Source organism: Parapedobacter soli (assembly GCF_025460835.1).
Lineage (GTDB): Bacteria > Bacteroidota > Bacteroidia > Sphingobacteriales > Sphingobacteriaceae > Parapedobacter > Parapedobacter soli.
The window spans coordinates 1-20,439 of sequence record NZ_JAMXAY010000012.1 but is presented as its reverse complement, the minus strand read 5'-3'; the positions used below and the strand labels follow the sequence as shown (position 1 = coordinate 20,439).

The following is a 20,439-nucleotide window of genomic DNA, read 5'->3' as shown; positions in this document are numbered from 1 at the left end:
GGATACCATGAGTCAGAAAATCACCAGAGAAGTGACACCGCTTACGGAGAGCGACTGCTTCACGTTGTTTTGGCGGGTGAAAGACCACTTCGATTTCCCCCTGCATTATCACGATGAGTACGAGTTGAATCTTATCCTCAACGCCCGGGGTGCACAACGTATCGTGGGCGACCACGTGTCCCGGATCAGCGATGTGGAGCTGGTATTGGTAGGGTCTAACCTATACCACGGCTGGTTTGACGATGCCTGCGAAAGCAGGGAGATAACCGAAGTGACCATCCAATTCCACCGGAACCTGTTCAGTGAAGACTTTCTCCACAAAAATCAGCTGAATTTTATCCGTAATATGTTTGATAAATCGCAGCAGGGTATCCTGTTCGGCCGCGAGACCACCCTGTTGATTAAAGACCGGTTGGTTGGGCTCAAATCTAAAACGGGCTTCGATTCGGTTTTGGAGTTGATGGCGATCCTGCATTACCTTTCGCAGGCGGAGGGCATGCAGACGTTGAGCAGTGTGGGGTTCGACGACCACCATGCGCAGTCAAATAGCCGACGCATTGTGAAAGTATTCGAATACATGAATGAGCACTATAGCAAGCCGATTTCATTGGCCGATATGGCTGCTTATGTGAATATGCACGAGGCGTCTTTCAGTAGATTTGTCAAGAAAAGTACCGGTAAAACATTCATCGATAGCCTTAATGAGATCCGGCTGGGGCACGCAACCCGGCTGCTCATCGATACTAACCAGACGATTGCTGAAATCGCTTACGGCTGCGGATTTAATAATATTTCAAATTTCAACCGGATATTCAAGCGGAAAAAGAATTGTACCCCGCGGGAGTTCCGGGAGAACTTCTCGGGTGCGCGCGTTTATATTTGATCTGTGGGCCGGAGTTTCCTAATATTGTCATAATGCAGTCGTTATTTGTAACTAATCGATGTAAATCGATACTTTTGTGATTGCTTTTCAGGAGTTTGCTATGCGGAAGCCTTTAGTGCTGTTTTATTTTCTCGTTTTTTATGCCACGGCCCAGCTGGTGTGGTGGGGGGTGTTGCTCATTGATGCCCAGCCCGATCGGCAGGTGATGATCATCGGTGAAGGTCTGTTTTTCATGGTGATCTTCGTGGTAGGGGCGCTCAAGTTGAAAAAGGCATTTCTGCGCGAACATAAAAGGCAACACCAGCAGCAGAACTTCCTTTTGGCGGTAACCCACGAACTGAAATCGCCGCTCGCATCCATCAAACTGGCTATCCAGACCATCCTGAAACGGAGCTTGAGCGACGAGCAGCGCAACCAGTTCCTGTCTAACTCGCTCAAGGATATCGAGCGGCTGGACGATTTGGTGGGGAATGTGTTGATTGCAACCAAGCTTGAAGACCTCCGGTATAATTTCCCTAAAGAGGAAATCGACCTCAGTGAGTTGGTGCAGCATGTGGCGGGGCGGTTGCAGATACACTCCTGTACCACACAGGTGATCAAAACCGAGGTGGAAGCCGGCCTGCAAATAGAGGGCGACCGGTTTGCCATTACCAATGTGGTGACGAATCTGATTGAAAATGCAGTGAAATATTCACCGCCATGCGCTCATGTGCTGGTAAGGCTTGCCCAAGAAAGCGATCAGGTGGTGTTTAGCGTGGCCGACCATGGGATCGGTATCGACGATAATGAAAAAAAGCTGATTTTCAATAAATTTTACCGGGTGGGCAGTGAAGATACCCGAAAAACCAAGGGTACCGGACTGGGGCTATATATTGTGAAGACCGTACTGGAGCGGCATCGTGCGCAGATTAAGGTGAGGGATAACGTGCCATCGGGAAGTGTTTTCGAAGTGAAATTCCCGTTAACGAATGCAGGCCTTTTAACAACGGCGGAGCACTTGACCGGCGAGCTTGCCGAAGATAAATCGATAAAGTAATTTTATCACAGTTTAATAATAATTATGCAACAAGCGAAGCAACGCATCTTATTGGTGGAAGATGAGGAACATCTGTTGGACGCCATCAAGCTCAACCTCGAACTGGAAGGGTACCGGGTATCTACGGCCACCGATGGGAAAAAGGCGCTGAAGATATTTAAGGAAGAACGGTTCAATCTGGTGATATTAGACGTGATGATTCCCGAAATAGACGGTTTCCAGGTTGCCGAAACAATACGGCTGCAGAATACCGAAGTACCTATTATGTTCCTTACGGCCAAAAACAGCAGCGAGGACCGGATCACCGGACTGAAAAAGGGTGCGGACGACTACCTCGTGAAGCCGTTTAATTTGGAAGAGCTGATCCTGCGGGTGGGTATATTGGTGCGCCGGAGCATGAAGGGGGATGACCTGAAAGAGCTCAACTCCTACCAGATAGGCGATAAGACCATCTATTTCAATTCTTTCGAGCTTCATCATGCTGATGGTACGGTGACCTCGCTGACCAAAAAAGAAGCCATGCTGCTCAAGCTGCTCATCGAGCGGCGCAACGAGGCGGTGTCGCGGGAGCAGATCTTGGAAACGGTGTGGAACTACGATGTGTATCCTTCGACCCGGACAATCGATAATTTCATCCTCACCTTCAGGAAGTACTTTGAACCCGACCAGAAGCACCCGATATATTTCCATTCCATCCGTGGGGTAGGTTATAAATTTACAGACAATCAGCAGGCGTCATGATGACTTCAAAAGCACGTGTCGCCATACTGACACTTGCATTTTTGCTGTTACTATGGTGCATCTATACGCAAGCGCACCAGGCCGCAGTGCTGGTGGCCGGAGCCATGTGTTACCTGATCTGGAGCCACTACCGGGAAGGAACGGTTTTTATCGCCACCCAGGCGTTCCAGAAGAAGGATTACGATAAAGCACGGCGATTGCTGGAAGATATCAAGCAGCCGGAATATTTGCGCAAAGGACGGCGCAACTATTATGAATTTATGTGTGGCAACATCGCATTGAAAGCCGAGGATTACGAGGCTGCCGAGCGGCATTTCCAGATAGCCTCGCGGTTGCCTTTCCGTAGGCCTAACGACAAAGCCATTATTTTGGTCAATCTGGCGAATATCAATCTCCGGAAAAAGGACTTCGAGCGGGTACGGGCTTATATCGACCTTGCGCGCAAACTGGAAGTGAGTTCCCGTGTAACGCATATCATTAACAGAATAGAAAACGAAATACCAAAGGAGTAGACGTGACAAACAATTTAGCAAACGATTTGCTTATCCGGGCGGCTTTTTCAAAGCCTACTGAGCGCCCGCCGGTGTGGATGATGCGGCAGGCAGGCCGGTTTATGCCGGAGTATTGGGATATCAAGAACAAGTATTCTTTCCTGGAGATGTGCAAGACACCGGAAATCGCGGCGGATGTGACCATGCTGCCAGTAGACCTGCTGGGTATAGATGCCGCTATTTTATTTTCCGATATCCTCGTTACGGGCGAGGCCATGGGCGGACAGTTGAGTTTTGAGCAGGGGGTAGGCCCACGGTTTGCAAATCCGGTGCGCACGCGCGAAGATGCCGAAGCGCTGCGTACGGATGTGTTGGATAAGCTGCAATACGTTGGCGATGCCATCCGCGCTGTCCAGCGGCGCTTGCAAGGCCGTATCCCGCTCATCGGGTTTGCCGGGGCGCCCTTTACCGTATTGAGCTACCTTGTAGAAGGAGGCTCCTCGCGCGACTTCAAGCGCACGAAGCTGTTGCTCAATAATGAGCCCGACCTGGCACACCTTATTTTGCAGAAAATCGCCGACGTGACGGTCGATTACCTGAATATGCAGATCGCCGCAGGTGTGAACGCGCTGCAGCTGTTTGACAGCTGGGCTCAAGCACTCTCGTGGGATGATTACCGCGTGTTCGCCCACACTTATAATTCGCAGATCATCTCCAGGCTTCACCGGAAGGACATTCCGATCATTTCATTCTGTAAGGGAAGCTCCGTGTTTGCCCCGGTCATGGCCGATGCCGGTCCGGATGTGGTTTCTGTGGATTGGAATGCCGACTTGCGCAATATCAAGGACAGCCTGCCCCAAGGGGTGGCGGTACAGGGCAATCTGGATCCGTTTGTTCTTTATGCCGATAAGAAGGTAATCAAGGAGAAAATCCTGCAACTGTTTGAACGCATGCGCGGGCAGGACGGGTTTATTTTCAATCTGGGACATGGCATTATGCCGGATATCCCGTTCGACAATGTGAAATATGCGGTGGAAGTGGTAAAGGAGTTTAGATTTTAGATACCCGCCGCCATGCTGTACCTCTACGCAAAAGCCATACACATCATCTTCGTAGTCTGCTGGATGGCGGGGCTGTTTTATATGGTACGGCTGTTCATCTACCACACGGAAGCCCGGCAGCGGCCGGAAAGTGAATACGAGGTATTGCACCGGCAGTTTATCCTGATGGAGCACAAGCTGTGGTGGATCATCACCACCCCCGCCATGTACCTCACGGTAGCGGCGGGGCTGGTGATGCTGTATGTCAATCCGGCACTCTTGCAGGCGGGGTGGATGCATGTGAAATTGGCTTTCGTGCTCGGGCTGGTGGGGTATCATTTCGTGTGCCAGCGCGTGATGTTTAACCTCCGCGCCGAATCGAGTACCTGGACTTCCATGCGGCTGCGCCTGTGGAATGAGCTCGCTACGGTGTTGCTGTTTGCTATCGTTTTTTTGGTGGTGCTCAAGAGTGCCATCAACTGGATCTATGGCGTGTTAGGCCTGTTGCTCTTGGGTGTGATGCTGATGGTGGCAGTGAAGCTGTATAAAAAAATCCGGGAGCGGCGCTAACCTTATTCGCTGAAGCAAAGGTATTTGATTTCGGTATACTCATCCAGCCCGTGTTTGGAACCCTCGCGGCCGATACCCGATTGCTTGACCCCGCCGAACGGCGCTACCGCATTGGAGACCAGTCCCGTGTTGATGCCTACCATACCCGATTCGAGTTGCTCGGCCACCTGCCAGCAGCGGTTTACATCGCGGCTGTAAAAATAAGCAGCCAGCCCGAATTCGGTGTCGTTGGCCATTGCGATGCCCTCTTTTTCTGTTTTGAACCGGAACAGTGCACATACCGGGCCGAATGTCTCTTCATGGGCCAGCAGTGCCGACGGGCTTACATCGGCAAGCACCGTAGGCTCGTAAAAAAGCCCTTCCATTGCTTTCCCGCCGGTGAGGAGTCGGGCGCCGCCGTCGATGGCATCTTCCACGTGTGCTTTCACCTTTTCCAGTCCATCGCGGTTGATCAGCGGTCCCACCTGTACGCCGTTGTCGAGGCCGTTGCCTACTTTCAGTTCTTTCACGGCCGTCGTGAGCTTTTCGGCGAATGCATCAAACACGCCGTCCTGCACGTAGAAGCGGTTGACGGAAACGCAGGTCTGCCCCGAATTGCGGAATTTCCCTGTGATGGCACCGGCCACGGCCGCATCGATGTCGGCATCGTCGAATACCAGGAACGGGGCATTGCCACCGAGTTCGAGCGAAACCTTTTTGATGGTGCGGGCGGCGTTGGCCATGAGCGTGCGCCCCACCTCCGTAGAGCCGGTAAACGATATTTTCCGTACGAGTTCGTTGGTGGTGAGTTCTTCGCCCATGCCTTTGCTATCCTTACCTGTCACCACATTGAATACGCCCGGGGGGAAACCGGCTTGGTGGGCCAGTTTGGCAACCATCAGTGCCGTGAGCGGGGTTTGGGAGGCGGGCCTCAGTACCACGGTGCAGCCCGACGCCAGGGCGGGGGCTACCTTGCGGGTGATCATGGCCAGCGGGAAGTTCCAGGGGGTGATGGCGGCAACCACACCTACGGGCTGGCGGATGGTGATGAGCCGCTGGCCCGTTTTGGTGGCGGGGATGGACTCGCCATAAGCCCGTTTGGCCTCTTCGGCAAACCACTCGACAAACGATGCACCATAGTCTACCTCGGCAAGGCTTTCGGACAGCGGCTTGCCGCTCTCCAGGGTCATGGTGCGGGCTAACTCGTCTTTGTGTGCCATGAGGAGCTCGTACCATTTCTGTACGATGCGGCTGCGCTGCGTCACGTCGGTATCACGCCATCCGGGCCACGCCGTGTGTGCGTCGTCGATCGCCTTTTTGCAGTCGGCCACGCCGAGGTCGGGTGCGGAGGCGATTACTTCGCCCGTAGCGGGGTTAATGACGTTAAATTTTTTGTGGCCTGAAATGAACTTGCCATTGACGTACGCCGCTGTGGGAAGCCGGTTTTCTGTTTTTGTTGTCATTTCTGTTTTTATTATCTTGGTATGTGGTGACTGTGGTTGGTTAACCATCGAGCCGCTGCAATAGTTTTACCCAATTGTCAACATTCACGGTTAAATTAACCATATTTGCTCTCATATCAGGCAAACGCACTTATTAAAATCGCGGTGAGCAGCATTAGGAGAAACGCAGTATATAATACGTTCTTATCGTTGAGTCAGGTATTGGTCCCTGTGATTGTCTTCCCGTACGTATCGAGGGTGCTGGGGCCCAAAGGGATCGGTGATATCGGGTTTGTCGACAGTTTTTTGCAGTTTGCCGTTTTGCTTGCGGCGTTGGGCATACCTATTTATGGCGTGCGCGAGATTGCTAAAACGCGGCATGATCGTTTGCGGCGGTCCCAATTGTTCAGTGAATTATTACTGCTGCATTTCCTGTCGACTTTTCTGATTTCGATTTTTTATTGGGCCTTGTTCACTTACCATCCTAAGCTGGCCATTCACCATGGGCTATTCGTAATCAGTTTGGGGATGATGTATATGCAGGTCTTCATGATCGAATGGTTGTTCCAGGGCGTGGAGGCGTTCTCTTTTATAACGAAACGGGCCCTGGTGTTCCGATTGCTGTCGGTTGTGCTAATTTTTTCGTTTGTTACGGAGGCCGATGATACGCTGGTGTATTTCCTGATTATTTTCCTCACGGGTACATCAAATATGATCGTGAATATTATTTATGCAAAACGTTACGTGGAACTTCGGTTTCGCGGGCTGGATTTGGCGAGGCACCTAAAGCCGCTGTTTTACATCTTTTCTTTCGGGATCGTGGTTAGCTTTTATACGGTATTGGACACGGCGCTGCTCGGATTGCTGCGTGATACCAGTGAAGTGGGGTACTATAGCGCTGCTACCCGCGTTGTCAAATTGGTCCTTACGGTATTGACCGCCTTCGTGCTGGTAGCTATTCCAAGGCTTTCGGTAAGCTTCAATAGTGGGGATTTACCGGTGGTGCATCATCTTTTGGGGAAATCGTTTGGATATATTGCTTTGATCGGTGTTCCGGCCGCGGTTGGGTTAATGGTGTATGCGAACGATCTGATGATGTTGTTTGCGGGGCCGGAGTTTGTGCCGGCTGTGGCCGCGCTCCGGATTATGACTGCCAGCGTATTGATTATCGGGCTGAGCAATGTGTTTGGCATGCAAATACTCAACCCGTCGAACAATGAACGGTTGTTTTTCAGGGCAGCTTTGATGGGGATGTTGGTGAGCTTGGCTTTCAACCTCACATTAATTCCATATTTTGGGCTGTATGGAACCGCTATAACCAACGTGGTCACGGAATTGACTGTGTTGGTCTTATTGATTATTTATTCGGCCCGTGTAATTGATTTTAGGCCAAAATGGCGAAAAATTGGGGAAGCCCTGTTATCTTGCGCTCCGTTTATCCCGGTTGGCATGCTGATTAGGCCGTTACATATCCACCCACTATTCGGCCTTTCTTTGGCGATAGGGCTATCTGCGGTATGCTATTTCGTTATTCAACACTGGGTTTTCAGAAACCAGTTGGTCGATGAACTGAAGCAACAGGTATTAAGGAAAATTGGCGTGACATAGGACTGAAGGGAATGAAGCACAGGTTAGCCATTGTTATTCCGGCATTTAAGGCCGATTTTTTCGAAGCTACGCTAGCGAGCATCGCGGCACAGACGGACAGGCGATTCGTGCTGTACATTGGTGATGACGCAAGTCCGGACGATTTGTATACGATTGTGTCACCTTATCAATCGGAAATAGCCGTGGTGTACCATCGTTTTGAACAGAATGTAGGGAAAGAGGACCTGGTGGCACATTGGGAAAGATGCGTTGCGCTGGCAAATGGTGAGGAATGGGTTTGGTTGTTTTCGGACGATGATATCATGGAAGCCGGTTGTGTATCGGCTTTTTATGATTTTTTGGAAAATGGAAATAAGGACATGCGGGACGTTGATCTTATCCATTTCGACATAAAGGTGATCAATGAAAATAACCGGCAGGTGTGGCCCTTTAAGCAATTTCCTGTTTATTTGGATGGTGCCGGTTTTTTTGCGCATCGTGTCCGCGGTGAGCTTCATAGCACCGTGGTGGAGTATATTTTCAGGCGGCATAAATGGCAGCAGGTGGGGCAATTTGAGCGGTTCGACTTGGCTTGGTTTACCGATGATGCGACATGGATAAAACTGTCTAGTGAACATGGTATCCATTCCATTGTGGGTCCATTGGTATATTGGCGGTACAGCGGCCGAAACATATCCTCTCAACAAGCTTCCAAAGAGCTGGTGGGAAGGAAGGTGCAATCGGGGCTAGATTTTATGAAGTGGGCAGAAGGCTATTTTAAGCGATACGGGCTGGCAGACCGTACCTCTTCATGGGAAAAGACAGTGTACCTCCTGAGTGTGCCGTTAAGTTCGACGGCATTATCATGGAAAGAAAAGATACTTTATGCCGATTGCATCGGTACGCGGATGGGGATGTCGTGGTTGGGAAGGGTGAGGGCAGTAATTTATGTGTGTTTTTCTGGTTTCCTGCGCTTGGTCCGGGAATCCTTTGTAGGCCGGGCTGTCAAAAGGAACCGGGGTAACGTTTAACAAATGATATATATCGTTTTATTTGTGGTATTGGCCGCTCTTACCGTCTTGGACCTAGTGGGAGACGATCGGTATTGGATTAAGCGTGGAACGTTCATCGGGGTGGTCCTGTCATTGATTTTCATCAGCGCCATACGCTGGCAAACGGGGCCGGATTGGGACTCCTACATTAACTTTTATGAGCGCATCGATGAATTTCTTACCGGACCGGCGATAAATTTTTTCGAACCCGGGTACACGGCAATGAATTGGGCGTTCTCCACCGCCGGCGCACCATATACGGCCATGCTGGCCTTTCTTGCCCTAATAACGATAGGGGTTAAAGGAGTGGTGTTTTTGCGGTATCCCCGTATACTTTTCTTGTTGCTCTTTTTGTACTATGCCTACTACCTGGCCGACATGATTTCCGTTAGGCAATTTACAGCCGTGGCACTTTGCCTATTTAGTTTGAAATATATCGAAGAGCAGCGTTTCTGGTATTTTCTGGCAACGATTGTAGTCGCAACAACTATTCACGTGTCGTCCCTTTTCTTCGTTGTTGCCTACTGGCTTTATTGGGTGAGGTTGTCCGATAATATGCTGTACACCGGCCTGCTTATTGGTTTTGCGGTCGGGTTGGTCGATATCACCACGTGGTTGGTCAACGTGGTGGTCAGCGTGGTGGGCGTGGACGCGGCTATTGCAGACAAGGTATTGCGGTATGACGACGAGGGACTGGGGACCAGCCATGCGAATCCATATATCTCCTATGTGCTGGGCCTCCTTAAACGTGCACTCATCCTACCCATTTTGATTGCCGGGCGGCGAATGATACCGCGTGACGATGAGGGTTGGTATAGCGGGCAGCTTAATCTGTTGGTGTTTGGAAACATCATTTATTTTGTGTTCATCCTCAACGTACCCGTCATCACACGGCTGGCATTGCCGTTTCTTTATATGGAAATCTTCCTTTTAGCCAGTTTAGTATCTTCCTTGAAGGATATCAAGATACGGGTGCTCGCCATTTTGTTTGTTATCGTATTCGGTGCGGTACGGCTTTATATGTTTATGGTGCCCTACTGGGATCTTTATGTGCCGTTCCAGACCATCTTTGATAAGAACCACCTACTCAACAGGTATTGACGCGATGATATTTTTTTGTGAAGTTAATAAAACGGGATTGGAGCATGCCACGATCAATAGGCAAACGCTTACGTTATTGGCCCGCATCTTTCCCGATTCGACCATCTATGCTCGTGTAAGCGAACCCCACTGGAAGGCGATCTCCGATAAGCAGCATTGGGGTAACGTTGTGCCGGTATTCGAGCCGGTAGTGTTGGCGGAGAAAGGGAATAAATGGCGCTGGATTGTTAAGTTATTGACCGAATGCAAACGTAGTTTCCTCATTTTAAGGCACGCACAGCGTACCAAGGCAGCCTTTATTTTCTTCGCGTCAAACTCACCCGTGGGGAACCTGTTCATCTCGCTGATGCTCCGGTTTCTCTTTAGAAAATGCAGGGTGGTCATTACCTTGCACGGTGAGCTGAAATTGTTGCGGCAAGGGGGCGGCAAGACTGTGGATAGGTTGTATTCGAGCCTTCTCCGAATGGCTTTTGCCATGAGGCTTCGCGGCCGGCGTTATCTGGTTTTGGAAGAGTATATCCGTGACCGCATGGTGATGCATAAACTACTGCCAGCCGACAGCATGATGGCGATAAGGCATCCGTTGACTTATGAAGGGGAGACCCGCCACCACGGGATTGGACCACGTATTGTCTTCGGCCACCTTGGCGTTGCTAAGCTAGAAAAACAGTCGCCTTTGTTTTTTGAATTGGCCGCTAGATTCCGATCGGAAATTGCCGCCGGCCGTGCATCATTTGTGGTAGCGGGGCAATTGTTGGAAGAAATGCTGCCTTTCAGGAATGCGTGGGTAGAATACAGTGATGGCGACCAGTTCGTAGCATATGATGCTTATCTCGACCGCTGTATGGAGATGCAATATGCCGTTTTCTTTTATGGCAGCAAGGAGTATGAGCTGATCAGCAGTGGGGCCATCATGGATGCCATATCCTTTGGAACGCCAATTATCGCGTTGAGGAATCATTATTTTACCCATCTTTTTGCGGCGTGTGAAATACCGCCGGGGATATTGTGCAGCGACTTTGATGAACTATGCAACGTAGTGGATGAACTCATTGCAACGTCAGCATCTAACACTCAAAGCGATAAAAATGCAGATTCCGTAAGGCCGTTAAGAGCAGATTATTTTCGAATGAAAGCGGGTATGGAGCTTCTGAAACGCAAATTTGACCTCGGTCAGATAGAGGTTGACCTTGCTACACAATTGAATGAATTTTTAAGTTGATATACACATGGAACAGCCGTTGGTGACCATTGCCATTCCGTTTTATAATAATGCGAAAACCCTTATCGGCGCGATACAATCGGTTTATGCGCAAACATACGCCAATTGGGAGTTGATTTTGCTTAATGACGGATCGACAGATGGCTCGCTCGCATTGGTGGCGGAACTAAGCGACCCGCGGGTGCGTATTGTGGACGACAACCAAAACAGGGGGTTGGTGTATCGCTTGAACCAGGTGCCAGACTTAGCGAACGGGAAGTATATAGCTCGGATGGACGGCGACGATATAATGCTTCCAACACGGATAGCGAAACAGGTTGCCCTGCTGGAATCACGGCCGGAAATCGACTTGGTAGATACAGGCGCTTATTTTATTGACTCCGATGGATACCCTATTGCAAAGGCAGGGCTGGGCGAGATCAGTCATCGCCCACGGGATGTGATCAAGAAAGCGATGTTGATACACGCCTCGGTGGTGGGAAAGAAATCTTGGTTTTCTGCAAATCGTTATGATCCACGTTACGTGCGGGCGGAAGACTACGAGCTGTGGTGCCGGACATTCGCGCGCAGCCGGTTCGCCCGTGTCCGGGAACCGCTTTATATTATCCGCGGCGGACATATCGACGTGAGAAAATACCGAAGCAGTATGTCTACCATGCGACGGATCCTTGCGAATTACGGCCCGCAGATGCTAACCCGAGGGGAAAAAAGAGTAGAAATCGCGAAGACTTATCTTAAATCAGGAATATACACTATTTTTGGCTGGCTAAACATGCAGTATAAGCTTGTTGCCTTGAGAGGAAAAACATTGGATAGGGCAGAGGTGGACGACGTATGCAATTTATTAAGAATAATTCATCAGATAACCTTGCCTGTCAAGCTGCAATAAGATGACCCTATGACATTTTCGGTAGTTATCCCTACTTATAAACGAACGGACCTGTTGGCAACGTGTTTGGCGAAGTTGTCGCCTGACATGCAGAAACTCGATGCGGAAGACTATGAGGTGATTGTGACGGATGACAGCGACGAAGAGGAAGCTAAATGGTTGGTAGACGCTTCATTCCCGTCAGTAAGGTGGATAAAAGGTCCGGGGAAAGGACCTGCAGCCAATCGCAATCATGGGGCAAGGGCCGCCAAAGGCAAATGGATTGTTTTCACCGACGACGACTGCATCCCAACAGAAGGTTGGTTGGCGGCATACAAAAGCGGGGTTTTAAATACCGGTGGTCGTTATCAAGTGTTTGAGGGAAAGACCATAAGCGACAGGCCACAGCGCAGGTATGATGAGGAGTCGCCAATAAACCTAACAGGCGGGCATTTGTGGTCCTGCAATTTTGCAATAAAGAAAACGTTGTTCGAACAAACGGGAGGGTTTGATGAAGGGTTTCCCTTTGCGGCCATGGAAGATGTGGATTTCCAGTACCGTGTAGCCAAGTTGACGGGGTACCAGTTTTTGCCTGACGCTATAATTGTCCATCCTTGGCGCCGTATCAATACACATACGTGGCTGCGGAAACAATATCATTCGCGGGTTTATTTTTACCGGAAGCATCGCACGGAACTTGGTTTTCGTTACCGATTTAACATGATCAAGAGTTTCGTGGTAACGATGACTCAGGGCGCTTTTAAACTGGTTCGGTTTTCATTTAAGGGGTTGAAGTTCTATTTATTTCATTGCCTATTACGCTTTAGCCTAATTTTTGCTTAACGTGGGTGATAATCGGCGCTAGCTTATGTTTTACATTAAACTTGATCATAACGGTGGATAAAACCAAAATTATCCTGGTATCCAATACGTCATGGAGTTTTGTGAAATTCAGGATGACGTTAATAAAAGCGTTGCTGGACAACGGTTGCCATGTGATTTTGTTGGCCCCCGAAGATGAGGAGACACCTAAATTGAGGGCGTCTGGTGCAACGTATGTTCCGTTGAACCGCCTGCAGGCAAAAGGGGTGAATCCTTTCTCGGATATTGCGTTTGTGAAGGAATTAAGTGGCATTTTTAAAGCTGAACGGCCTGATTTGGTCATCCAATATACTATCAAGCCCAATGTCTATGGGTCATTTGCAGCCCGGAAGTTGGGCATCCCGCATATTTCAGTAGTGACCGGGCTGGGGTATACGTTCATCAGGGGTGGGTGGATGACAAGGGTAACTTCATGGATGTACAGGCGTGCTTTTAAATCGGCACATCAGGTGTGGTTTCTCAATAATGACGACCGGGAGCTGTTTGTGTCTCGTGGCTTGGTGGATGGGAAGAAAACGCTCGTGTTGCCCGGAGAAGGGATTGATGCCATTGATCATTTCAACCCCGGTTCTGTACAGATAAGGGATGGTGATGTAGATAGCAGAAAAGGGACACAATTCGTTTTTGTGGCCCGCTTGCTGTTTGATAAGGGGATAACAGAATATGTGGCGGCAGCACGCATATTAAAAGAAAGATATCGTGATGTGGATTTTAATGTGCTTGGGTACTTAAACGTGAAGAATCCGAGTGCAGTGAGTGCAGTGCAACTCAGGGATTGGGTAGACAGTGGCATTATTCGCTACTTAGGGCATGTCGACGATGTCAGACCTATACTGCGTTCGCAGGATTGTGTCGTATTACCGTCTTACCGGGAGGGGATGTCGACAACCCTAATGGAAGCCGCGGCCTTGGGACGGCCGCTGATTGCAAGTGATGTGGCGGGCTGCCGGGAACTTGTAGACGATGGTGTAAACGGGTTCCTGTGTGCGGCGAAAGATCCGTCTGATTTGGCAGAGAAGATGGAGCGATTTATGTTGCTCCCGAAGGCCAAACAAATGGAAATGGGGGCTGCCGGGCGTAAAAAGATGCTGGTTGAATATGCGGATACAAAGGTGCATCAAATTTACCTGGATTACATTAATCACGTCAGTAAGGTGAAAAGAGAGCACCCTAAAAGATAAAAATCAGGCAACTTTCTTTTTATTAAATGATATATTTGGTGCTTATTATCTTCTAGATAACGAAAAAAATGATTGGAAAGTTTTTCAGGATCCCGGTAGTTTTATGTGTGTTAGGTGTGTGTTGGGATGTGGTTTACAGTCAAACACTGCCCGTTGGAAGCATCGGGCTCGAAGATTGGTATAGAAGGGAACAACTGTTGGGACGTGTTGATTCGGCCATTTCATTTACAATACGCCCCCTTACTCAGGAAGCATTGCAACGGACGGATATTTTCAGTCCTGATGGTGTCGGCCAAAAGGCGTTGACCACGAAGGATGGCCACGGTACGTTACGTTTTATGCCCTTACAGTGGCGAAACGAGATTACCTCGACATTTCCCTACAGCAGAAACGATGGTGCGATGATTCCCAATGTGGGTTACCAAACGATGGTCAGTGCTGGTGTCTATTTGCGTTACCGCTTCTTGAGTGTGCAGTTCAATCCGGAAATCGTGTTGGCGCAGAATGCACCATACCAAGGATATAACGGGCTAGTAAGGCGGTCATGGCAGCTATGGTATGGTCGTATCGGCAACACGATCGATCTGCCCGAGCGTTTTGGCGAGGGATGGTATGCAAAGGCTTTTCCGGGGCAAAGCAGTGTGCGCTTAACGCTCAATCCGGTTTCCGTCGGCCTCTCCACTGAAAACCTCTGGTGGGGACCGGGTATCCATAACTCACTACTGATGACGAATACCGCACCCGGGTTCCCCCATCTAACATTGAATACCACCCGACCTGTTCGAACGTATATCGGTTCGTTCGAGGGGCAGGTAATAGGTGCTAGGTTGGAAGGTTCAGGATATCCGCCGACACCGCTGGGAAATCCGGACCACTATGACCAATATTATAAACCCAAGAGCGACGATTGGCGATACTTATCGGGCGTGATACTGAGCTACCAGCCTCGGTGGATCAAAGGGCTTTCGTTGGGGATGCAGCGTGTGTTCGTTGGATACCATAATAACCTTGGAAATAGCCTGAAAAACTACCTGCCTTTTTTCGAGCCGGTTAATAAATCCGATTACGGCCAAGGGAGCGACAGCTCATCTGCGGACGAAGCGGTTTCAAGAGACCAATTATTCAGCGTGTTTCTTCGTTGGTTGATCGTTGGCGCGAATGCCGAGGTTTATTTTGAGTATGGCAGGAACGACCATTCCTGGAATACGCGGGATCTGATTACGCAGCTTGAACATTCCAGATCTTATAACATCGGCTTCAGAAAGCTGACCCCGATCAATTGGTTCAGCGCCGAGGATTTGATTGAAGTGCATCTGGAGATCACCCAAGGTGAGGGCCCGCGTGATGAGCGGATCAGGCCGGGTGGGCCGTGGTACAGACATGCCGGGGTAAGACATGGTTATACGCACTTGGGGCAGATGCTTGGTGCGGGTATCGGGTCGGGAAGCAATTCGCAGACACTCAATGTCAATTGGATCCAGGGAGTAAAGCGGTTGGGTGTTCAGTTCGAGCGCTATGTGCACAATAATGATTTCTTCTATATCCATAATGGTGACATCCGGCGGAACTGGGTCGATTTCAGCTTCGCGTTGCAGGGCGAATGGAATTATCAGCGTTTTGTGGCCAGAGGCCACTTGAATATCATCAAAGCCTTCAACTATCAATATGAAATGGAGGAAAGCAATTTTTCCAATAACTTTTGGAAGTTCCGGAATCAGGACAGGACGGGTTTTCAATTTAAAGTTGATTTGATGTACCGGTTTTGAATAAGTTATTTGATGTTGGGTTATTTTTAGCATATCAAGGAATTTAAGAACATGAGATATATTGCAACGGGTTTGTGGGGTTCGGTGGTAGTTGTGGTGGCGGCTATCCAAGTGGCAACAGCCCAGGTTGTGCCGGTTAGCATGCCGGTCTTGGAAGACGCACTGCGGCGCGAGCAGCTACTGGGAAAGTTGGATTCGACCATTTCGTTCGCGATTCGCCCGCTTGACAATCAGGCGCTTTCCGTTTCTGACATCTACGGAAGCAGTAAGCGAAGAGGGATGTGGACAGCGTGGGCGTCAGATGAGGAAAGCGTGGTTCAGCTCATGCCTGTAGTTTGGAACCAACAGTATGTGACCAAATATCCCTATGGTTGGAACGACGGTGGCATGATACCGGCAGTGGGCTATCAGACTGCGGTAAGCGCGGGCGTATATGCCCGGTACAAATGGTTCAGCGTGCAGTTGCGGCCGGAATTTGTGTATGCACGGAATCTCAGCTACCCTGGATACAACGGGGATAACCGTTATGCATGGCGGATCTGGTATGATTTTGCAAACAATATCGACATGCCGGAGCGGTTTGGCACTGGTAGTTATACCCGGGTTTTACCGGGGCAAAGCAGTGTGCGTTTTAACTACGGGGTGGGCTCGTTGGGCATATCGACGGAGAATCTTTGGTGGGGTCCGGGAAGAAGAAACGCGTTGCTCATGAGCAATACCGCACCTGGCTTTCCGCATCTGACGTTAAACACGCGAAGTCCGATAAGGACCGGTATCGGGTCTTTTGAAGGGCAGTTGATTGCCGGCCGGTTAAGCGAGTCGGGATTCACGCCGACGCCGTTGGGAAATCCGGACCATTTTGACCAATATTACAAGGAGAAGCGCGACGACTGGCGTTACCTATCCGGATTGGTTTTTACTTATCAGCCGAAGTGGCTCCCCGGTCTGTTTGTCGGTATGGCTCGGAGTTTCGTTACGTATAGCGAAGATTTGGGGGGAGGGCTCGGCGGATACCTGCCCATGCTTGGCCCCGGCTCCCGATCGAGTAACGATCCTGAAAAGATGCAGAACCGGGAGCAACGTATGAACCGTGATGTGTACGGGTCGGTATTTGCTCGCTGGCTTATGAGCCAAGGCAATGCCGAAATTTATGTGGAATATGGGCGAAATGACCCGCCCTGGGATATGCGGGACCTGCGTGTGGAGCTTGATCACACAAGGGCCTTTGTTGTAGGGTTCAGGAAATTGATACCACTCGACAAACTGAAAGCCGAACTCATCCAGGTTGGAATGGAGGCTACTCAAATGGATGCCACAAGGACCGCAGACATACGTAGAAGCCCATCGTGGTACACCAATGACATCGTGCGGCACGGTTATACCCACCGGGGGCAGGTCTTGGGTGCTGGTGTGGGTCCCGGAAGCAATGTTCAGTCGATCGACGTTTCGTGGGTGCGGGGGTTGAAGCGTGTGGGGGTGCAGGCTGAACGATTTGTGCATCACAACGACTTTTATTACAAAGCAACATCGGATTTTAGACGGCGATGGGTAGATATTGGTGTCGGGTTAGAAAGTGAATGGGATATCGGACAGCTATTGCTCTATGGCAAGTTTAACTACATTTATGCGTATAATTATCAGTACGAACTGGAAATACCCGAAAAAGATTGGGAGGGTTTTTGGCATTTTTTACCGCAAGACAAGGTTAATTTGCGGTTCCAACTTGGACTGATGTACAGTTTTTGATAAAGACGATGGAGGGCGGTTGCCTCGGTCAGAGCGCAGTTGTATTGCGCTGATTATGTGTAAGTAAAATTAGATTGGTGAAACCTATCATGGTGGGATTTGATATTAAAGTTGACGAATATGCAGGCGGCATGAGGGCATTAAAAAAACAAATTCGAATGAAATATCGGCTTTCTTATATTATCAGTGTCATTTTATTGATAAGCGTCGGTTCGTTCGTGGAAAGAAGTTTCGCACAGACCATGAATACTTCAGATTTGTCCACGGTTCGTGTTGATGAGTTGTCAGATGAACAGATAAGGGCCTACCTTACCCAAGCTACCTCATCGGGGATGAGCGATGTACAGATGGAACGGTTGGCACTGGAGCGTGGCATGCCTCTCGCCGAAGTGGAGAAGTTACGGCAGCGGATCGAACGTTTGGACGGTGCGTCCGAAAGGCGGACATCTTCCGTTCCAACGCGGAACACCGAACGGCAGGTCATTGATTCCCTATCATCGACGCCTCTTGCCAATGATACGGCTCGTTCGGATTCATCGAGCAATCCGAAGCTCGAAATATTCGGTGCCTCATTGTTTCGCGGGGTTATGCCGATCTTCGAGCCAAATTTGCGAATTGCGACACCGCGTAATTACATCCTCGGGCCGACGGATCAGATATTGATCGATATCTATGGGGCCTCGGAGGAGTACCATGCACTTACTGTAAGCCCTGAAGGTACCATTACGATCCCTTACGTGGGTGTTGTTGCTGTTGGCGGTATGACTATAGAGCAAGCCACGGCACACATCGAATCCGAGCTGGCAACCTTGTATTCAGCTATCCGAACTGGCGCGACGAAGGTAACGGTGGCATTAGGCAATATCCGGAGTATCCACGTAACCGTTACCGGGGAGGTTGCTATGCCCGGCTCATATACGTTGCCATCCGTTGCAACAGCATTTAATGCGCTGTATTATTCCGGGGGGCCTACCGCCAACGGTTCGTTCCGGGACATTCGGCTAATTCGGAATGGTAGGGAAATCGCCCGGCTAGATATTTACGATGTGTTGATAAACGGCTATTTCTCAGAGAATGTACGGTTGGAAGATCAAGACGTATTGATGATCCCCCCTTATCAGAAACGAGTGAAAGTGAGTGGTGAAGTGAAACGACCTGCAATCTTTGAATTGAAGGATGGGGAAACGTTCGATGAGCTATTGGTATACGCGGGCGGTTTTACGGAAAATGCCTATCGCGCCCGGATTAAGGTAAAGAAGCGAACGGAGAAAGAACAGCGTATCGAGGATCTGCTGAGTAGCCAATATAGCCATTATGTGCCGCAGGCCGGCGACCAATACTTGGTAGACCGCATTTTGGATCGATTTGAGAACCGCGTAACCATTGAAGGCGCTGTATTCCGGCCGGGGCAGTATGAACTTAGTCCGGGACTAACTTTATCGATGCTCATAAAAAAGGCAGAAGGATTGAAAGAGGATGCCTTCTTGAATCGGGGAAGTATCCTCCGGCTGCAAAAGGACCTGCAGTACGAGCAATTGTCGTTCGATGTTGCCGCTGTTGTGGCTGGGACAGATCCTGACATTGAATTGAGGCGGGAGGATGTTGTCAATATATCATCGATTTTCGAATTGCGAGAAGCGTATACTGTGGATATTGACGGAGAAGTCCGTTCGCCCGGCCATTTCGCTTTTGCGGAGGGAATGACCTTGAAAGACCTGATCATGCAAGCCGGGGGATTCCGGGAGAGTGCATCGGGCAGCAGGATTGAGATCTCCCGAAGGGTAACGAATGCGGATGTGATGTCCCAATCGGCCCATATTGCACAAATCTTCCAGGTAGACGCCGACAAGGGCTTAAATAAGCAAGAGGAAGATTTTGTGTTGATGCCTTTCGACCGGGTGGTTGTGCGTACGTCAACCGGTTATGAAACGCAGAAGATGGTCCGTATCTTGGGCGAAGTGCTTTATCCTGGGTTGTATACGATCAATCGCAAAGATGAGCGTGTGTCAGATCTGATAAAACGCGCAGGTGGGCTCACACCGCTTGCGTATGTAGATGGAGCATCATTGAAGCGGGGTGTGTTGCCTGATACAGGGGCAACGGTGGCTGAAGCAGAGCCGGAGACTGCCGAACGGGAACGGAAGAAGCAGGCCGAGTACAACAGGCTGCTCGCCTTGCAACAGTTGCAAAGCGATGCAACGGCTTTTAACAACTTGAACATCGAAAAAAATATCGGAAATGACCTCGTGGGGATAAACCTCGAACGCATTATCAAAAAGCCTGGCTATCGGGGCGACCTTATTTTGGAGGATGGCGATGTGATCTACGTGCCTAAAGAACTGCAAACGGTAAAGATTTCCGGGGAAGTATTGGCGCCATCTACAGCGGTGTATTCGCCTTCCAAAGGCTTTGAACAATATATTTCCCAGGCAGGTGGGTTCTCTTCGCGTGCCTTACGCAAGAGCGCGTACGTGTTGTACGCAAATGGATCGGTGAAGAGCACGAACCGTTTCCTGTTTTTTAATAATTATCCACCCATCAAACCGGGAGCGGAGATTTTCGTGCCGCAGAAAGAAATCAAACCCACTATCGGTGTACAGCAATGGCTGGGCTTCGGTACCGGTATCGCATCGTTGGCAGCGATTATCGTAACGATATTCCGCTAGTGGGCATTTTTATTTTAGTTAAAGCTAATGAAACTGGGCACTCACCAGCCGATAAAAGGAAAAGATGAAACCTGACCATGTCAGGGCCCAACACAAGAGGCGGTGGAAATGCAGGTTCCAAGGGGCGGTTAAGAACAATTTTTCGAATGAAACCACCACCAGCATTGGTTTTAGTTTCAGGGGCGT

Annotated in this window: 17 protein-coding genes; 16 read left to right on the top strand and 1 reads right to left on the bottom strand. The window is 49.7% G+C overall.

The features are described from left to right. The first annotated feature begins 7 nt into the window (after positions 1 to 7). The 6 genes from NGM62_RS07195 to hemJ all read left to right on the top strand — a co-directional run bounded on the left by NGM62_RS07195 (position 8) and on the right by hemJ (position 4,761). The gene (locus NGM62_RS07195) at positions 8 to 883 is read left to right on the top strand and encodes a helix-turn-helix domain-containing protein (protein WP_262246829.1); all 876 of its coding nucleotides are present in this window, start codon (positions 8 to 10) and stop codon (positions 881 to 883) included. A 100-nt stretch (positions 884 to 983) separates the two neighbouring features. Continuing rightward, positions 984 to 1,919, top strand: coding sequence for a sensor histidine kinase (locus tag NGM62_RS07190; protein WP_262246828.1), 936 nt, complete (start codon positions 984 to 986; stop codon positions 1,917 to 1,919). A 24-nt stretch (positions 1,920 to 1,943) separates the two neighbouring features. Next, positions 1,944 to 2,660, top strand: coding sequence for a response regulator transcription factor (locus tag NGM62_RS07185; protein ID WP_262246827.1), 717 nt, complete (start codon positions 1,944 to 1,946; stop codon positions 2,658 to 2,660). Further along, positions 2,657 to 3,172 carry a hypothetical protein gene (locus NGM62_RS07180; RefSeq protein WP_262246826.1) on the top strand — a complete coding sequence of 172 codons (516 nt, stop codon included), beginning with the start codon at positions 2,657 to 2,659 and terminating at the stop codon, positions 3,170 to 3,172. The genes NGM62_RS07185 and NGM62_RS07180 overlap by 4 nt, the downstream gene beginning before the upstream one ends. A gap of 2 nt (positions 3,173 to 3,174) precedes the next feature. Beyond that, a complete protein-coding gene (hemE, locus tag NGM62_RS07175) occupies positions 3,175 to 4,212 on the top strand; it encodes a uroporphyrinogen decarboxylase (protein WP_262246825.1) in 1,038 nt (345 codons plus the stop codon). Positions 4,213 to 4,224: 12 nt separating this feature from the next. Then, positions 4,225 to 4,761 (top strand): protoporphyrinogen oxidase HemJ, encoded by a 537-nt coding sequence (gene hemJ, locus NGM62_RS07170; RefSeq protein WP_262246824.1) that lies wholly within the window; start codon positions 4,225 to 4,227, stop codon positions 4,759 to 4,761. 2 nt (positions 4,762 to 4,763) lie between these two features. Here hemJ and NGM62_RS07165 read toward each other — a convergent pair whose 3' ends face one another. Then, entirely contained in the window at positions 4,764 to 6,203 is a 1,440-nt protein-coding gene (locus tag NGM62_RS07165) for an NAD-dependent succinate-semialdehyde dehydrogenase (protein ID WP_262246823.1), read from the bottom strand. A gap of 105 nt (positions 6,204 to 6,308) precedes the next feature. On the opposite strand from NGM62_RS07165, the gene NGM62_RS07160 reads away from it, so the two are divergent. The 10 genes from NGM62_RS07160 (at position 6,309) to NGM62_RS07115 (ending at position 20,253) form a co-directional block, all read left to right on the top strand. Further along, complete coding sequence (locus NGM62_RS07160) at positions 6,309 to 7,790, top strand: flippase (protein ID WP_262246822.1); 1,482 nt, start codon at positions 6,309 to 6,311, stop codon at positions 7,788 to 7,790. Positions 7,791 to 7,801: 11 nt separating this feature from the next. Next, on the top strand, positions 7,802 to 8,800 hold the full coding sequence (locus tag NGM62_RS07155) for a glycosyltransferase family 2 protein (protein WP_262246821.1): 999 nt from the start codon (positions 7,802 to 7,804) through the stop codon (positions 8,798 to 8,800). Positions 8,801 to 8,803: 3 nt separating this feature from the next. Next, positions 8,804 to 9,922, top strand: a complete 1,119-nt coding sequence (locus NGM62_RS07150; protein WP_262246820.1) for an EpsG family protein — start codon at positions 8,804 to 8,806, stop codon at positions 9,920 to 9,922. Positions 9,923 to 9,959: 37 nt separating this feature from the next. Further along, positions 9,960 to 11,144: a hypothetical protein gene (locus NGM62_RS07145; RefSeq protein ID WP_262246819.1), complete on the top strand. Its 1,185-nt coding sequence runs from the start codon at positions 9,960 to 9,962 to the stop codon at positions 11,142 to 11,144. Positions 11,145 to 11,151: 7 nt separating this feature from the next. Next, positions 11,152 to 12,033, top strand: coding sequence for a glycosyltransferase family 2 protein (locus tag NGM62_RS07140; RefSeq protein ID WP_262246818.1), 882 nt, complete (start codon positions 11,152 to 11,154; stop codon positions 12,031 to 12,033). 9 nt (positions 12,034 to 12,042) lie between these two features. Then, entirely contained in the window at positions 12,043 to 12,855 is an 813-nt protein-coding gene (locus tag NGM62_RS07135; protein WP_262246817.1) for a glycosyltransferase family 2 protein, read from the top strand. Between the two features lie 53 nt (positions 12,856 to 12,908). Next, positions 12,909 to 14,075, top strand: coding sequence for a glycosyltransferase family 4 protein (locus NGM62_RS07130; RefSeq protein WP_262246816.1), 1,167 nt, complete (start codon positions 12,909 to 12,911; stop codon positions 14,073 to 14,075). Positions 14,076 to 14,143: 68 nt separating this feature from the next. Further along, positions 14,144 to 15,841, top strand: a complete 1,698-nt coding sequence (locus tag NGM62_RS07125; RefSeq protein WP_262246815.1) for a capsule assembly Wzi family protein — start codon at positions 14,144 to 14,146, stop codon at positions 15,839 to 15,841. Between the two features lie 51 nt (positions 15,842 to 15,892). Beyond that, complete coding sequence (locus tag NGM62_RS07120) at positions 15,893 to 17,587, top strand: capsule assembly Wzi family protein (RefSeq protein ID WP_262246814.1); 1,695 nt, start codon at positions 15,893 to 15,895, stop codon at positions 17,585 to 17,587. 158 nt (positions 17,588 to 17,745) lie between these two features. After that, positions 17,746 to 20,253 (top strand): SLBB domain-containing protein, encoded by a 2,508-nt coding sequence (locus tag NGM62_RS07115; protein ID WP_262246813.1) that lies wholly within the window; start codon positions 17,746 to 17,748, stop codon positions 20,251 to 20,253. Positions 20,254 to 20,439: the final 186 nt, after the last annotated feature.

Coding starts and splice junctions, on each gene's coding strand:
- NGM62_RS07195 (WP_262246829.1), top strand. CDS start 8: ATGAGTCAGAAAATCACCAGAGAAGTGACACCGCTTACGGAGAGCGAC.
- NGM62_RS07190 (WP_262246828.1), top strand. CDS start 984: ATGCGGAAGCCTTTAGTGCTGTTTTATTTTCTCGTTTTTTATGCCACG.
- NGM62_RS07185 (WP_262246827.1), top strand. CDS start 1,944: ATGCAACAAGCGAAGCAACGCATCTTATTGGTGGAAGATGAGGAACAT.
- NGM62_RS07180 (WP_262246826.1), top strand. CDS start 2,657: ATGATGACTTCAAAAGCACGTGTCGCCATACTGACACTTGCATTTTTG.
- hemJ (WP_262246824.1), top strand. CDS start 4,225: ATGCTGTACCTCTACGCAAAAGCCATACACATCATCTTCGTAGTCTGC.
- NGM62_RS07165 (WP_262246823.1), bottom strand. CDS start 6,203: ATGACAACAAAAACAGAAAACCGGCTTCCCACAGCGGCGTACGTCAAT.
- NGM62_RS07155 (WP_262246821.1), top strand. CDS start 7,802: ATGAAGCACAGGTTAGCCATTGTTATTCCGGCATTTAAGGCCGATTTT.
- NGM62_RS07150 (WP_262246820.1), top strand. CDS start 8,804: ATGATATATATCGTTTTATTTGTGGTATTGGCCGCTCTTACCGTCTTG.
- NGM62_RS07140 (WP_262246818.1), top strand. CDS start 11,152: ATGGAACAGCCGTTGGTGACCATTGCCATTCCGTTTTATAATAATGCG.
- NGM62_RS07135 (WP_262246817.1), top strand. CDS start 12,043: ATGACATTTTCGGTAGTTATCCCTACTTATAAACGAACGGACCTGTTG.
- NGM62_RS07125 (WP_262246815.1), top strand. CDS start 14,144: ATGATTGGAAAGTTTTTCAGGATCCCGGTAGTTTTATGTGTGTTAGGT.
- NGM62_RS07120 (WP_262246814.1), top strand. CDS start 15,893: ATGAGATATATTGCAACGGGTTTGTGGGGTTCGGTGGTAGTTGTGGTG.
- NGM62_RS07115 (WP_262246813.1), top strand. CDS start 17,746: ATGAAATATCGGCTTTCTTATATTATCAGTGTCATTTTATTGATAAGC.